Annotated in this window: 14 protein-coding genes, 2 pseudogenes and 1 riboswitch; of the genes and pseudogenes, 8 read left to right on the forward strand and 8 right to left on the reverse strand. The window is 72.8% G+C overall.

The features are described from left to right. Positions 1-82: 82 nt before the first annotated feature. Positions 83-1,321, forward strand: coding sequence for a cysteine--1-D-myo-inosityl 2-amino-2-deoxy-alpha-D-glucopyranoside ligase (gene mshC / locus ADK67_RS12620; RefSeq protein WP_053716607.1), 1,239 nt, complete (start codon positions 83-85; stop codon positions 1,319-1,321). Positions 1,322-1,472: 151 nt separating this feature from the next. On the opposite strand, the gene ADK67_RS12625 is transcribed toward mshC, so the two are convergent. Together ADK67_RS12625 and ADK67_RS12630 are read right to left on the reverse strand one after the other, a co-directional pair. Beyond that, complete coding sequence (locus ADK67_RS12625; RefSeq protein WP_053716608.1) at positions 1,473-3,278, reverse strand: S8 family peptidase; 1,806 nt, start codon at positions 3,276-3,278, stop codon at positions 1,473-1,475. 185 nt (positions 3,279-3,463) lie between these two features. Beyond that, positions 3,464-3,976 (reverse strand): GbsR/MarR family transcriptional regulator, encoded by a 513-nt coding sequence (locus ADK67_RS12630; RefSeq protein ID WP_231648154.1) that lies wholly within the window; start codon positions 3,974-3,976, stop codon positions 3,464-3,466. Positions 3,977-4,079: 103 nt separating this feature from the next. Here ADK67_RS12630 and ADK67_RS12635 point away from each other — a divergent pair, with 103 nt between their 5' ends. Genes ADK67_RS12635 through ADK67_RS12650 form a run of 4 tightly spaced genes read left to right on the forward strand, consistent with a single transcriptional unit; the run spans position 4,080 to position 8,431 of the window. Continuing rightward, positions 4,080-4,997 (forward strand): ABC transporter ATP-binding protein, encoded by a 918-nt coding sequence (locus tag ADK67_RS12635; protein ID WP_053716609.1) that lies wholly within the window; start codon positions 4,080-4,082, stop codon positions 4,995-4,997. After that, positions 4,994-6,586, forward strand: coding sequence for an ABC transporter permease (locus ADK67_RS12640; RefSeq protein ID WP_053716610.1), 1,593 nt, complete (start codon positions 4,994-4,996; stop codon positions 6,584-6,586). Before ADK67_RS12635 ends, ADK67_RS12640 begins: the two co-directional genes overlap by 4 nt. A 52-nt stretch (positions 6,587-6,638) precedes the next feature. Continuing rightward, positions 6,639-7,196, forward strand: a complete 558-nt coding sequence (locus ADK67_RS12645) for an ArsR/SmtB family transcription factor (protein WP_053716611.1) — start codon at positions 6,639-6,641, stop codon at positions 7,194-7,196. Continuing rightward, positions 7,193-8,431 (forward strand): MFS transporter, encoded by a 1,239-nt coding sequence (locus ADK67_RS12650; RefSeq protein ID WP_053716612.1) that lies wholly within the window; start codon positions 7,193-7,195, stop codon positions 8,429-8,431. Before ADK67_RS12645 ends, ADK67_RS12650 begins: the two co-directional genes overlap by 4 nt. Here ADK67_RS12650 and ADK67_RS12655 read toward each other — a convergent pair. Together ADK67_RS12655 and ADK67_RS12660 are read right to left on the reverse strand one after the other, a co-directional pair. Then, entirely contained in the window at positions 8,346-9,500 is a 1,155-nt protein-coding gene (locus ADK67_RS12655) for an MFS transporter (RefSeq protein WP_053716613.1), read from the reverse strand. The two genes, ADK67_RS12650 and ADK67_RS12655, sit on opposite strands and share 86 nt — an antisense overlap. Continuing rightward, a complete protein-coding gene (locus ADK67_RS12660) occupies positions 9,497-10,393 on the reverse strand; it encodes a PAC2 family protein (protein WP_053716614.1) in 897 nt (298 codons plus the stop codon). Before ADK67_RS12660 ends, ADK67_RS12655 begins: the two co-directional genes overlap by 4 nt. 50 nt (positions 10,394-10,443) lie before the next feature. Between ADK67_RS12660 and ADK67_RS12665 the strand changes: the two genes are divergently transcribed. Both ADK67_RS12665 and ADK67_RS12670 read left to right on the forward strand, forming a co-directional pair. Continuing rightward, positions 10,444-10,875, forward strand: a complete 432-nt coding sequence (locus tag ADK67_RS12665) for a homocysteine S-methyltransferase family protein (RefSeq protein WP_053716615.1) — start codon at positions 10,444-10,446, stop codon at positions 10,873-10,875. A gap of 42 nt (positions 10,876-10,917) precedes the next feature. Continuing rightward, entirely contained in the window at positions 10,918-11,556 is a 639-nt protein-coding gene (locus tag ADK67_RS12670; protein ID WP_442974137.1) for an HAD family hydrolase, read from the forward strand. A gap of 60 nt (positions 11,557-11,616) precedes the next feature. Here ADK67_RS12670 and ADK67_RS50750 read toward each other — a convergent pair whose 3' ends face one another. The 4 genes and pseudogenes from ADK67_RS50750 to ADK67_RS12675 all read right to left on the reverse strand — a co-directional run bounded on the left by ADK67_RS50750 (position 11,617) and on the right by ADK67_RS12675 (position 12,919). Next, entirely contained in the window at positions 11,617-11,784 is a 168-nt protein-coding gene (locus ADK67_RS50750) for a hypothetical protein (RefSeq protein ID WP_157620222.1), read from the reverse strand. Between the two features lie 22 nt (positions 11,785-11,806). Next, a pseudogene (locus ADK67_RS55320) lies at positions 11,807-12,061 on the reverse strand (CbtA family protein); the annotation flags it as partial. Further along, positions 12,010-12,135 (reverse strand): annotated as a pseudogene (locus ADK67_RS55325) (CbtB domain-containing protein); the annotation flags it as partial. The pseudogenes ADK67_RS55320 and ADK67_RS55325, both read right to left, overlap by 52 nt. Further along, positions 12,112-12,231, reverse strand: a riboswitch (cobalamin riboswitch). It overlaps the preceding pseudogene by 24 nt. A gap of 31 nt (positions 12,232-12,262) precedes the next feature. Next, positions 12,263-12,919, reverse strand: coding sequence for a (2Fe-2S)-binding protein (locus ADK67_RS12675; RefSeq protein ID WP_053716617.1), 657 nt, complete (start codon positions 12,917-12,919; stop codon positions 12,263-12,265). A gap of 18 nt (positions 12,920-12,937) precedes the next feature. Between ADK67_RS12675 and ADK67_RS12680 the strand changes: the two genes are divergently transcribed. After that, entirely contained in the window at positions 12,938-13,657 is a 720-nt protein-coding gene (locus ADK67_RS12680) for a LysE family translocator (RefSeq protein ID WP_053716618.1), read from the forward strand. Positions 13,658-13,708 lie beyond the last annotated feature (51 nt).

Below are 13,708 nucleotides of genomic sequence, written 5' to 3' on the forward strand. Positions count from 1 at the left end.
TCCCCTGGTCAGAGGGTACGCCCGCAGTCCCGCCGTGCGGACGTTTCGTCCCCGGTCCGACGCGCGAGTTAGGGTCGTTCACATGCAGACCTGGTCATCCACTCCTGTCCCGCGGGTAGCGGGAGAGCCGCGTCCGTTGCGGCTGTTCGACACCGCCGCCGGTGAGGTGCGCCCGACCGCCCCCGGCGCCACCGCCAGGCTGTACGTCTGCGGCATCACCCCGTACGACGCGACGCACCTGGGTCACGCGGCCACCTACCTGGCGTTCGACCTGGTCCACCGGGTGTGGCTGGACAACGGCCACGACGTGCACTACGTGCAGAACGTGACCGACATCGACGACCCGCTGCTGGAGCGGGCCGAGCGCGACCAGGACGACTGGGTGGTCCTCGGCATGCGGGAGACCGCGCTGTTCCGCGAGGACATGGTGGACCTGCGGGTGCTGCCGCCGCGCGACTACGTGGGCGCGGTCGACGCGATCCCCGAGGTGGTCGAGATCATCGGGAAGCTGCTCGCCGGTGGCTCCGCGTACCGGGTCGACGACGCCGAGTACCCGGACGTCTACTTCGACCACACGGCGACCGGGCGGTTCGGCTACGAGTCGAACTACGACTTGGAGACGATGGGCCGGTTCTTCGCCGAACGCGGCGGCGACCCGGACCGGCCGGGCAAGCGCCACCCGCTGGACGCCCTGCTGTGGCGTGCCGCCCGACCGGGTGAGCCGTCGTGGCCGTCGGAGCTCGGCCCCGGCAGGCCCGGCTGGCACATCGAGTGCAGCGCCATCGCGCTGAACCGGCTCGGCACGTCGTTCGACGTGCAGGGCGGCGGGTCCGACCTGATCTTCCCGCACCACGAGTTCTCCGCCGCGCACGCCGAGGCGGTGACCGGCGAGCACCCGTTCGCCCGGCACTACGTGCACGCGGGCATGATCGGCCTGGACGGCGAGAAGATGTCCAAGTCGCGCGGCAACCTGGTGTTCGTGTCCAAGCTCCGGGCGCAGAAGGTCGACCCGAACGCGGTGCGGCTGGCGTTGTTCGCGGGCCACTACCGCACCGACCGGCCGTGGAGCGACGGGCTGCTGGCCGAGGCCGAGGCGAGGCTGGCGAAGTGGCGGCTGGCCGCGGCCCTGCCGACGGGGCCGGGCGCGGACGCCACCGTGGCCCGCCTGCGCGACCACCTCAGCGACGACCTCGACACGCCCAAGGCGCTGGCGGCACTGGACGCGTGGGCGACCGAGGCCCTGTCGACGGGCGGCTCGGACCACACGGGCCCGACCTTGTTCCGCACCGCGGCCGACGCGCTGCTCGGCGTGGAGGTCTGACCCTCCCGCAGGCTGCGGGCGCGTGCCTGGGCGGCATCCGTTCGGTCGGAGTCGCCCAGGACGTCCGCCGAAACCACCCCGGGTGGGCGGTGGTCGTCAACCCGGGAGCGGGGCCGCCTTCGCGAAGACGGCCCCGCCGGTCACGTCAGGCTCAGACGTCGAGCGTCCAGCTGTTGATGTAGCCCGTGTCCAGGTACGCCTGGTCGCGGACGCGCAGCTTCCAGGTGCCCGCGGCGGCCTCGGAGGAGGCGTTCACGGTGAAGGTGCGGTTGATGTTGTCGGTGCCGCCGCCGCTGCGGTTGTGCAGGTTGTAGACCGAGCCGTCCGGCGCGACCAGGTCCACGATCAGGTCACCGATGTAGGTGTGCACGATGTTGACCTGCACGCTCGTCGTCGCCGAGGCGTTGGCGGCGCAGGTCAGCGAGATCGGGCTGTTCACGTCGGAGTTGTCGCCGATCGTCACGTCGGTGCCGTTGGTGACCGCGTCGCAGCCGCCGCCGGTCGACGTGATCGACCACGAGAACGTGGCGGTGCCCTCGCGCGACGCCGAGTCGGTCGCGGTCACCGTCACCGAGGACGTGCCGGTGGTCGTCGGCGTGCCGCTGATCAGGCCCGAGGAGCTGATCGACAGGCCGGCGGGCAGGCCCGTGGCGGTGAACGCGTACGGCGCGGTGCCGCCGCTGGCGGACAGCTGCAGGCTGACCGCCGTGCCGACGACGGTCGACTGGTTGCCCGGGTTGGTCACGGCCGGGCCGCCGGGGGTCGACGTGCCGGTGAACAGCAGCTTGTTCGCCGAGCCGGTGCCCGGGCTGGTGATCTTGTCGGCGGTGGCGGCGGCGACGATCGCCGCGTTCACGGTCGGCGGGGTCGCGGCCGGGTTGGTCGCCAGGTACAGCGCGGCGGCGCCCGCCACGTGCGGCGACGCCATCGACGTTCCGCTGATCGTGTTGGTGGAGGTGTCGTTGGTCATCCACGCCGACGTGATGTTCTGGCCGGGCGCGAACAGGTCGGTGCAGGTGCCGAAGTTCGAGAACGAGGCGCGCGCGTCGGTGTTCGTGGACGCGTTCACGCTCAGCGCCTCGGCGACCCGCGCCGGGGAGTAGTTGCACGCGTTGGCGTTGGAGTTGCCCGACGCGACCGCGTACGTGACGCCCGAGGCGATGGAGTTGCGCACCGCGGTGTCCAGGGCGGTGTCGACGCCGCCGCCGAGCGACATGTTCGCGACCGCGGGCTTGACGGCGTTCTGGGTGACCCAGTTGACGCCGTTCACGACGCCCGCCGTGGTGCCGGAGCCGGCGCAGTTGAGCACCTTGACCGCGATCAGCTGCACGCCCTTGGCGACGCCGTGCGCGGTGCCGCCGACGGTGCCGGCGACGTGCGTGCCGTGGCCGTTGCAGTCGGTGTTGTTCGTGTCGACGGTGTTGGTGCCCCAGGTCGCCCGGCCGCCGAAGTCGGTGTGGGTCGTCCGGATGCCGGTGTCGATGATGTACGCCCGCACGTTGCTCGCGGTCGTGGAGTAGTTGTAGGCGTTGTCCAGCGGCAGGTTGCGCTGGTCGATGCGGTCGATGCCCCAGGACGGCGGGTTCGGCTGCACCGCGTCGATCGAGATCGGCAGGTCGGCCTGCACGAACGCCACCCGCGGGTCGGCGGCCAGGCGCCTGGCCTGTGCCGCGGACATGGTGGCGTGGAAGCCGTTGAGCGCGTGCTGCCAGGCCACGCGGACCTGGCCGCCGTACTTGTCGACCAGCGCGGACGCGGTCGACGCGGACGCGGACCTCGCCGACATCGAGTCGTTGAGGGCCACGACGTAGGAGCCGGGGACGGCGTCGGCGCGCTCCGCGCCGAGCACGTTGCCCTCGGCCGCCGCCACTCCGACGTTCGAGAAGGCCAGCGCGGCGGCCGACACGGCGGCCAGGCCGAGCACGGCCAGTCTTCTGGTGGTACGGGCGTCTCCCATGGAGAGGTTCTCCCTTTTGGGCAGGGCTGCGCGGCCGTGCCGGGCGGGTGCGCCGGTCGGCCGTGCGATGCAGGGGATGGGACGTCCGCGCGAACGGGGTGGAGCGACCTGGTCACTTGAATGGTCGGGACAAAACCGGTCGCTCGTTAGCGCCGATAGTCGTAACTACGTCGAATCGGGACCGATCAGGACGGCTCGGGGGACCGGTCGGCCGAGTCCGGTGCGCCCAGTCGCTCGTCCCGGTACGCCCGCCAGTGCTTGAGCATGTTCGGCAGCTCGGCGTGGAAGAACTCGAAGAACATGAGGGTCTCGGCGATCCGCTTGCCCGCGGGCGTGCCGGGGCCGAGCGCGCTGACGCCTTCCTTGAGCGGTCCGGTCATGCGGCGGAGCATCTCGTCACGGCGGAACAGCGCCTCGTACCAGAGGTCGTCGAGCACGCGGTAGATGTCGCGGCGCGTGCCCGTCTCCCGCTCCCGGCTCACCAGGCCGACCTGGGTGAGGTACCGGACCGCGCCGGAGATGGCGGCGGGGGAGACGCGCAGCAGCTCGGCCAGCTCGGCGGAGGTCATCTCGCCGGAGTCGGTGGCCAGCAGCGCGACGAACACCCGGGCGGGCATCCTGGCCATACCGGACTCGGTGAACACCGAGGAGAAGCGCTCGATGAAGCGCAGCACGGCCTGATCGTCACGCTCGTCCACCTGTGTCACCGCCGGATCATCCCTTCGAGGTCCACTGACCGGGGGGCAGTTTATACGCTTCCTTAACTTCATGACTTTGTGAAATCACTGTAACTTACCGGGCATGACTGCTGCGATATCCGTGTCGGGCCTGGTCAAGACCTTCGGCCCGACGCGTGCACTGGACGGCCTCGACCTCGCCGTCCGCGAGGGGGAGGTGCACGGCTTCCTCGGCCCCAACGGGTCGGGCAAGTCAACCACCATCCGGGTCCTGTTGGGCCTGCTGCGCGCCGACGCGGGCTCCGCGTCGCTGCTGGGTGGCGACCCGTGGCGCGACACCGCCGAGCTGCACCGCAGGCTGGCCTACGTGCCCGGCGACGTGAGCCTGTGGCCGAACCTGACCGGCGGCGAGGTGATCGACCTGCTGGGCAGGCTGCGCGGCGGGCTGAACGAGAAGCGCCGCGCCGAGCTGCTGGAGCGCTTCGAGCTGGACCCGCGCAAGAAGGGCCGCACCTACTCCAAGGGCAACCGGCAGAAGGTGGCCCTGGTCGCGGCGCTGGCCTCCGACGTGGAGCTGCTGATCCTCGACGAGCCGACCTCCGGGCTCGACCCGCTGATGGAGGCCGTGTTCCAGGAGGCGGTGAACGAGCTGCGCGGTGAGCGGACCGTGCTGCTGTCCAGCCACATCCTGGCCGAGGTCGAGGCGTTGTGCGACCGGGTCAGCATCATCCGCAACGGCCGCACGGTCGAGACCGGCACGTTGGCCGACCTGCGCCACCTCACCCGCACCAGCGTGTCCGCCGAGCTGGTCGGCGCGCCGTCCGGGCTGGCCGGACTGCCCGGCGTGCACGACCTGGCGGTCGAGGGGAACCGGGTGCGGTTCGAGGTCGACACCGACCACCTGGACACGGCGCTGCGCGCGTTGGTCGGCAGCGGTGTCCGCGCGTTGACCAGCCAGCCGCCCACGCTGGAGGAGCTGTTCCTGCGCCACTACGAGGACGAGCTGCCCGCCGGCGCGACCGAAGGGGCGATGTCGTCGTGACCGGCCTCGGCTCGCTGGTGCGCCTGGCGCTGCGCCGCGACCGGCTGCTGCTGGCCGTGTGGGTCGTCGGCCTGGTCGGCATCACGCTGTCCACCGCGTCGACCGTCGGCGAGCTGTACGGCTCGCCCGAGTCCCGGCAGCAGTTGGGCGCGACGGCGGGCAGCAACCCGGCCTTCCTGGCCATGCTCGGCCCCCTGCACGACGCGTCGACCACCGGTGGCGTGCTGGCCTGGCGGTGGGGCGTGTTCGGCGCGCTGCTGGTCGGCCTGATGTGCATGTTCCTGGTCACCCGGCACACCAGGGCGGAGGAGGAGACGGGCCGGCTGGAGCTGATCGGCTCGGCCGTCGTCGCCCGGCACGCGCCGCTGGCCGCCGCCGTGGTGGTGGCGCTGTCGGCGAGCACGGTGATCGGCCTGCTCGTCGCGCTCGGCCTGACCGGTCTCGGCGAGTCGGCGTCCGGCTCGTTCGCGCTCGGCCTCGCGTTCGCGTCCGTCGGCTGGGTGTTCACCGGTGTCGGCGCGGTCGGCGCGCAGCTGTCGGAGAGCGCGCGCACGGCCAACTCGATCTCCGGCGCCGTGCTCGGCGTCGCCTACCTGCTGCGCGCGGTCGGCGACGCGGCGGGCGACGAGGGTCCGACGTGGCTGACCTGGCTGTCGCCGCTGGGGTGGCTGGAGCAGACCAGGGCGTTCGCGGGCGACCGGTTCTGGGTGCTGCTGCTGCCGGTGGCGTTGTTCGCGGTGCTGGTCGTGGCGGCGTCGGTCCTGGTGGCCAAGCGGGACCTCGGCGGCGGCCTGGTGCCGACCCGGCTCGGCCCGGCCCGCGCGCCCCGTTCGCTGGGCAGCGCGTTCGGCCTGGCCTGGCGGTTGCAGCGGGGCATGCTGATCGGCTGGACGCTGAGCCTGTTCGTGCTCGGCGCCGTCTACGGGTCGGTCGCGCGCGGCGTCGAGCAGATGCTGGAGGCCAACCCGGCGTTGCAGAAGATCATCGCGCAGATGGGCGGCGCGGGCGCGATCGTGGACGTCTACCTGGCGTCGATCGTCGGCATCATCGCCCTGTTCAGCGCCATCTACGTGGTGCAGTCGACGTTGCGGCTGCGCACCGAGGAGACCGAGTTCCGCGCGGAGCCGGTGCTGGCCACGCCGGTCAGCCGGTTCGCGTGGGTGGGCAGCCACGTGCTGTTCGCCACCGTGGGCACGGCCGTCGTGCTGGCCGCCGCGGGCCTCGGCGCCGGTCTGGTGCACGGCGTGCGGGTCGGTGACGTCGGCGGGCAGGTCGCGCGGCTGGTAGGCGCCGCGCTGACGCACGTGCCGGCGGTGTGGGTGGTCGCGGGCCTCGCGCTGGCGCTGTTCGCGCTGGTGCCGAAGCTGGCGTCGGCGAGCTGGGCGGTGATCGTGGTGTTCCTGGTGCTCGGCCAGCTCGGGCCGCTGCTCCAGCTCGACCAGTGGGCGATGGACCTCTCGCCGTTCACGCACATCCCGAAGGTGCCGGGCGCGGACGTGACCGCGGCCCCGCTGCTGTGGTTGACGCTGGTCGCGGCGGCGTTGACGGCGCTCGGGTTCGCCGCGTTCCGACGGAGGGACGTCGGCTGAATATCTGAAAGAGGTCTTTCGAAAGAATGCTTTCAGGTCTACCGTCGGGGCCATGGACCTCCCAGGGCCCCGACGGGTCACCGATGTCGACGCGCTGAAGGCGCTGGCGCACCCGCTGCGCGTGTCGTTGCTGAACCACCTGCTCGCGGTCGGTCCCCGCACGGCGAGCGAGTGCGCCGAGGCGGTCGGCTCGACCGCCTCCAACTGCAGCTGGCACCTGCGGCAGCTGGCGAAGTCCGGTTTCGTCGAACGCGTCGAGGCCGGTGACGGGCGGGAACGGCCGTGGCGGGCCACCTCGGTGGGCTACGACGTCGGCGCGTTCGACGACGACCCGGAGGTGCGCACCCAGCAGGACGCGCTGCTCGCGTTGGGGCTCAACGAGGACAACCGGCTGGTGCGGCGGTTCCTGGACCGGCAGCACGAGCTGCCGCCCGAGTGGCTGGCGGCCTCCGCGATGCACGGCTACACGGTCAACGTGACCGCCGAGGAGCTGTCCGGCCTGCTCGGCATGATCGACGACATCCTGCGGCCGTACCTGGTGCCGGTGCGCCAGGACGTGCCCGAGGGCGCGCTGCCCGCGCACGTCGGGATCCGGGCGTTCCCGCGGTGACCGGGCCGCTGGGCGTGCCCGCGTTCCGCCGGTTGTGGATCGCCGGGTTCGTCTCCGAGATCGGCGACTGGGTGCTGCTGGTCGCGCTGCCGGTGTACGTGTACCAGCGCACCGGCTCGGCGGCGGCGACCGCGACCACGTTCGTGGTGGCGTTGCTGCCGAGCCTCGCGCTGTCGCCGCTGGCCGGCGTGCTGGCCGACCGCTGGGACCGGCGGAAGCTGATGCTGCTGGTCAGCCTCGCGCAGGCGGTCACCCTGCTGCCGCTGCTCACCGGCGACCTGGTGCTGGTGAACGTGGTGACGGCCGTGCAGGCCGGGCTGGCGGCGTTGTTCGAACCGGCCAAGAACGCGCTGCTGCCGACGTTGGTGCCGCGCGACCAGGTGCCGGCGGCCAACGGGCTGGTCGGGCTGAACGCCAACCTGGCCCGGCTGGTCGGCGCGTCGCTGGGCGGCCTGCTCCTCGGCTACACCGGGCTGCCGGGCGTGGTGTTGGCGGACGTGGTGTCGTTCCTGCTCGCGGCGGCGCTGCTGGCGACGCTCGGCACGGCGGACCCGGCGCGTGAGGCGGGGAAACCCGCGTGGCGGGCCTGGCTGGACGGCCTGCGCGAGATCCGCGGGCCGTTGCGGCCGATGGTGGCCGTGGTCGGGTTGATGGCCACCGGCCAGGGCCTGTTCGTGGTGCTGTTCGTGGTGTTCGTGACCGAACGGCTCGGCGGCGGCGCGGCCGAGGTGGGGCTGCTGCGCGGCGTCCAGGCGATCGGCGGTCTGCTCGGCGGTCTGCTGGTCGGCCTGCTGGCGCGTCGGCTCGCGCCCGGCAGGCTCCTGGGCGTGTCGCTGGTCGGCTTCGCCGTGGTCGCCGCGCTCGGCTGGAACGGGCCGCACGTGACCACCGCGCTGGTGTTCTACCTGGCCGCGTTCGTCGTGGTGGGCGTGCCGGGCGTGATCGCGGGCGCCGGGATGATGTCGGTGCTCCAGCTGCACGCGTCCGACGAGGTCCGCGGCCGGGTGATGGCGACGTTCGTCAGCCTCTACGACGGAGGTCAGGCGCTCGGCATGGTGCTCGCGGGCACCCTCACGCCTGTGCTTGGTCTGCCCGTGCTGCTCAACGCCCAGGCCGCGTTCTACCTGGCGGCCGGTGTGCTGGCGCTGGTCACGCTGGATCGCGTGAACGGCGGCGGTGCAGCAGCACAGGCGGCACGGCCAGCACCAACCCGGCCGGGACGAGGAACGCGCTGACCGGGTCGGCGTGGTACAGCGGCACGAACGCCACCGGCGACAGCGCGCCACCCAGGAACCGCAGCGACTGCACCACCGACACCGACCCACCCCGGTTCGCCTCGTCCGAGGACAGCACGAGCGCGTTCAGCCCGACGATCACCGCCTGGCTGAACGCGCCCGCCGCCGCCCACAACACCCCCACCGCGACCACCGACGGCAGCACGCCGACACCGACCAGCAGCACCCCGCCGACCGCCGCGCCGGACACCGCCCACCGCCGTGCGCCGAACCGGTCGATCGCCCACCCGGTCACCCGTGCGGTGAAGATCCCGACCAGCCCGAACCCGGTCAGCACCAGCCCCCGCTGCCCCGCGCTCAACCCGAACGAGTCACCCAGCCGCAGGGCGACCAGGAACGACACCCCGCCCAGGCACCCCCAGGCCACGAACCCGACCGCGGCCAGCCGCAACGTCCGGGGCCGCCATGCGCTGCGCAGCCGCGGCCGCTCGCCGTCGCGCGGCAGGTCGGCGGGCAACCCGACCACCGCCAACGCGCCCGCCACCACCGCCGCGCCGACGAACGCCCACCGCCACGACGCCTCCGCCGCCAGCCCGCCCAACAACGGCGCCGACGTCTGCCCGGCGGCCTGCATGGACGCGAACACGCCGAGCGCCCGCCCCAACCGGGCCTTCGGCGCCACCGCCGCGATCGCCGCCAACAGCAGGGGAGTGGTGAACGCGTTCGCCGCCCCCTGCACGGCCCGTCCGCCCAGCAACACGGGAAACGACCACGACACCGCGCACAAGACGGACGACAGGACGTAGACGGCGTAGGCGATCCGCACCGTCCGCCGGGCACCCCACCGTTCACCCAACGTGCCGGAGACGAGCATGAGCAACGCGAACGGCACGAGGTACCCGGTCAACGTCGCCGCCGCCGTCCCGGCCGAAATCCCGAAATCTCCCCCGACCTCGGGCAGCACGGACGCCGTCATGGCACCGCCGAAGGGCCCCAGGAACCCACCCGCGTACAACGCCGCCAGCCGACCACGCGACCGGAGCCGCGCGGTCCGGCCGAGTCGGGTCACATCCCGGTCGGCCCGCGACCCGGCCCCCGGCCGCGCCGCCGCAGGTAGCGCTCGAACTCGGCGGCGATCGCGTCACCGCTGGCCTCGGTGATCTGGATCTCCGCGTCCCCGCGCTCCTCCAGCGCCCGCACGTAGTTGCGCACGTCCTCGTCCTCGTCGGCCATCTCGCTGACCGTGCGCTCCCACTCCTCGGCCTGCTCGGGCAGCGCGCCGAGCGGCACCTCGACGTCCAGCACCTCCTCCACCCGGTGCAGCAGGGCGAGCGTCGCCTTCGGCGAGGGCGGCTGGGAGACGTAGTGCGGCACCGCCGCCCAGAACGAGATCGCGGGCACGCCCGCCTGCACGCACAGGTCCTGGAACACGCCGACGATCCCGGTCGGCCCCTCGTACCGGGACCGCTCCAGCCCGTACTTCGCCGCCGCCGCCTCGTCGTACGCCGTCCCCGTCACGGGCACCGGCCGGGTGTGCGGGGTGTCCATCAGCAGCGCGCCCAGCGTGACCACGGTGGTCACGCCCAAGTCCTCGATGTGGCCCAGCAGCTCGGCGGCGAACTTCCGCCACCGCATGTTCGGCTCGATCCCGTGCACCAGCACCACGTCGGTGGACGACCCGGGCGGGCGGCAGACCGACAGGCGGGTCGTCGGGAATTCCACCCTTCGGGTGACGCCGTCCACCAGGCGGACCGTGGGGCGAGTCACCTGGAAGTCGTAGTAGTCGTCCGGATCGATCTCCGCCAACGGCGTCGCGTCCCACGTGAGCTGCAGGTGTTCGATCGCCGTACTGGCGGCGTCTCCTGCATCGTTCCAACCCTCGAACGCGCAAACCATGATCGGATTGGTGAGCGGTTTGCTGGGGTCGAAGGGGGTCTGGGCGGCCTGGTCCGGATCGGTCACGCGGCCAGACTACGACCACCGCCGCACACCCGACGCCGTAGGCTTGGCGCATGTCGGATCGTGTCACGCCGCCTCGCGCGGGCGCGCTCGCCGACCGCCTCCCCGTTGCCGCCGGCGCGATGGCCGCCAGGCTCCGGTCCGCCGACCAGCCCCTCGGAGATTTCGCAGGTCACGAGGGTTGCCACGAGAGCCGGAACGTGATCGGGCCCGGCGTCGTGCGCCAGGTTCGCCGCGGCTCCCGCGAAGTCGGCGCGCACGCTGTCGAGACCAACACCTTCGGGGTCGATCGCGCCGACCCGGTCGAGCGCGGCAAGGCGGAGAAGATCTTCGGATTGTCACGTCGGGGTGCCGAACTCGCACGTGAAGCCGCCGACGACGATCACGGCAGGTCGTGGCCGGCTCGGTCGGGCCCGGTACCGAGCCACCCGCCTGCGATCACGCTCCGTACTCTTCACTTCGAAGCATTTACGTCGAACGGGTGAATGGAGAACCACGTGGGTGAGCCCGCGGCCGTCCTGTGGGACATGGACGGCACCCTGCTCGACTCGGAGAAGCTGTGGGACATCCCGCTCTACGAGTTCGTCGAGAAGCTGGGCGGCACGCTGTCGATCGAGACCAGGCAGGCGATGGTCGGGTCGAGCGTGCGCCGGACGATGGCGATGCTGTTCGCGGAGGTGGGCGTCGAGCAGCCGACCGAGGAGGACCTCGCCGACGGCGCGGCCTGGATCATGAGGCGCACCGAGGAGGTGTTCCGCGCCGGGCTGCCGTGGCGGCCCGGCGCGCGCGAGGCGTTGCGCGAGATCCGCGGCTCGGGTGTGCCGATGGCGCTGGTGACGTCGACCGAGCGGCAGTTGACCGAGGTCGCGCTGGACACCATCGGGCGGGACCTGTTCGACGTCACGGTGTGCGGCGACGAGGTGGACCGCCGCAACAAGCCGCTGCCCGACCCCTACCTGAAGGCCGCACGGCTGCTCGGCGTCGACCCGGCCCGGTGCGTCGCGATCGAGGACTCGCCGACCGGCGTCGCCTCCGCCGTGGCCGCCGGCTGCACGGTCCTGGTCGTGCCGTGCGACGTGCCGGTGGAGCCGGGCGAGCGCCGCGTGTTCCGCGAGTCCCTGGTCGGGGTGGAACTGGCGACGCTCGCCCTGCTCCTAGACCGCTGACACCGGCGCCCGCCGCGTCGCCGGGTCGACCAGCAGGCCGAACACGACGCCGAGACCCAGTCACAGCGTGGCCGTCTCGGCGAGCGAGGCCAACCGGAACTCCCACAGCACGCTGCCCGGCAGGTCGGACGGCACGGCGTCCGGCGTCGCCGGGAACGCGACCAGCAGCACGACCACCACGGCCGACGCCACGGCGGTGGCGCGGACCGGCGGCGACAGCCGGCCCAACCGGGAGGCTCGCCCCGAACGCGACCAGCAGCCCGGCCGCGATCAGCCCCAGGTAGAGCACCGTGCGGTACTCCACCGTGTCCGCGTCACCCACCCCCGGCGGGTTGGCCGGGTACTTCACCGCGGGCAGCAGCGCCGCCGCGCCGAACGCCGCCGCCGACAGCGACACCGCCCGGATCGGCGCCTCGACCACCAGCACGCCGACCAGGCCCGCGAGCAGCCCCGTCACCGCGCCCGCGCCGACACCGCGCAGCACCAGACCCCTGTACGTCGGCATGTCGGCCCGGCCTGGTGGCACGGGACGCCGAGCGCGTGGCGCCCGTCGTGGAAGAACTCGTGCACGGTCTCGGCGGGTTGGCTCCCCGGTCACAGTGGCGAGGACCGCGCCGGATTCACACCGGCTTCCCGTCCACTGCGGCGCTGCGACCGCAGAGGCGGATCGAGGGCGGGCACAACCGACCAGACGAGTTGTCGTTCGTCACGTCCGGCGCGGCGGCAGCGGGCAGTCACCGCACGTGCCGCCGCCGTCGAGCCGGTAGTACAGGCAGCAGCTGCGCCGCCGGAACACCACTTCGCCGGGGAACGGGATGAAGTCGCCGGTGTCCTTGAGCGGCGGGTCGGCGAACAGCTCGTCGGCCAACGCGAGGCAGTCGACGCCGCCGCGGCTGATCGTGCGCAGCGCGCCCGCCGCGGACGACCCCGCGTTGCCCCACAGCAGGCCGCGGGCCACCGGCGTGACCGCGTGCACCGCCTCCACCGCGGGCGCCAGCGACTCGGCGATGCCGACGCCGGCGACCGGTTCCTTGAGCCGGACCTGGAGGCCTTCCGGGCCGTACCGCCACCACAGGTTCGCGGGCCGGATGTCGGGCGCGACCCCGTCGACCGCGCGTGCGGCGACGACCGGGCTCACCAGCCGTGCCGTGTAGCCGAGGAAGAACAGCGACGCGGCGACCCGCCGTTCCCCCGTGCGGTACCGGGTGGAGATCCGGTCGAGGGCGTCGGGCAGTGCGGGGCCGTGCGACAGGGCCTCGCCGTCGTGCCAGCTGTCGTCGGGCCGGCCGACGTCCAGGGCGAAGAACGGGCTGAGGCCGCGGATCTGCCGCAGGGTGGCCAGGACTCGGGCGAACTCGGACACGTGACCTAGTCTGCCGCCGTGGACGCACTGGGGTTGGGACTGACCCTCGGTCTGGTCGCCGGCATCAGCCCCGGCCCGCTGTTGGTGCTGGTCGTGACGGCAGCCCTGCGGTCGGGCTGGAAAGCGGGCGCCCTGACCGCCTGCGCCCCGCTGCTGTCCGACGCCGCGGTGGTCGCGGTGACCCTGCTCCTGCTGGACCGCCTGCCCGGACGTGCGCTGGGCGTGCTCGGCGTCGTCGGCGCGGTGTTCGTGGTGTGGACCGGCGTGCAGACCGTCCGGGACGCCCGAGCCGCGTCGCTGACCGAGCACTCCCCGCCGCCCGAGCACCCGCCGCCGCCCGAACCCCATGCTTCGCAGCCGTCCCCGCCCAGGGGAACCCTGAACTCGATTCTACCGGCGAGGTCCGACAATTCCGGTCCACCGACGAGGTCCGACAATTCCGGGGCCCTGCGCCGGGCCGTGCTGGTGAACCTGCTCAGCCCGCACCCGTGGATCGCGTGGGCGACCGCGCTCGGCCCCCTCACCATCACCACCTGGCGCGCGTCGGCGTTCGCGGGCGCCGGGCTGCTGATCGGGTTCTACCTCACCCTCGTCGGCGGCAAGGTCGTGATCGCCCTGCTCGTCGCCCGCGGCCGCCACCGGCTCGGCGACACCGGCTACCGCCGCGCCCTCACCGCCGCCGGCGTGCTGCTCGTGCTCGCGGGCGTCGCGATGGGCGTCGAGTTCGCGACCCTCTGAAGCGAATTCGGCTGACGCGACCCAAGCACCCGAGCTATGCATGTCGCCGTG

The sequence above is a fragment of the Saccharothrix sp. NRRL B-16348 genome, from assembly GCF_001280085.1.
GTDB lineage: Bacteria > Actinomycetota > Actinomycetes > Mycobacteriales > Pseudonocardiaceae > Actinosynnema.

Excerpts from the sequence above, each read along its gene's own strand:
- mshC (WP_053716607.1), top strand. The coding sequence starts at position 83 with ATGCAGACCTGGTCATCCACTCCTGTCCCGCGGGTAGCGGGAGAGCCG.
- ADK67_RS12625 (WP_053716608.1), bottom strand. The coding sequence starts at position 3,278 with ATGGGAGACGCCCGTACCACCAGAAGACTGGCCGTGCTCGGCCTGGCC.
- ADK67_RS12635 (WP_053716609.1), top strand. The coding sequence starts at position 4,080 with ATGACTGCTGCGATATCCGTGTCGGGCCTGGTCAAGACCTTCGGCCCG.
- ADK67_RS12645 (WP_053716611.1), top strand. The coding sequence starts at position 6,639 with ATGGACCTCCCAGGGCCCCGACGGGTCACCGATGTCGACGCGCTGAAG.
- ADK67_RS12665 (WP_053716615.1), top strand. The coding sequence starts at position 10,444 with ATGTCGGATCGTGTCACGCCGCCTCGCGCGGGCGCGCTCGCCGACCGC.
- ADK67_RS12670 (WP_442974137.1), top strand. The coding sequence starts at position 10,918 with ATGGACGGCACCCTGCTCGACTCGGAGAAGCTGTGGGACATCCCGCTC.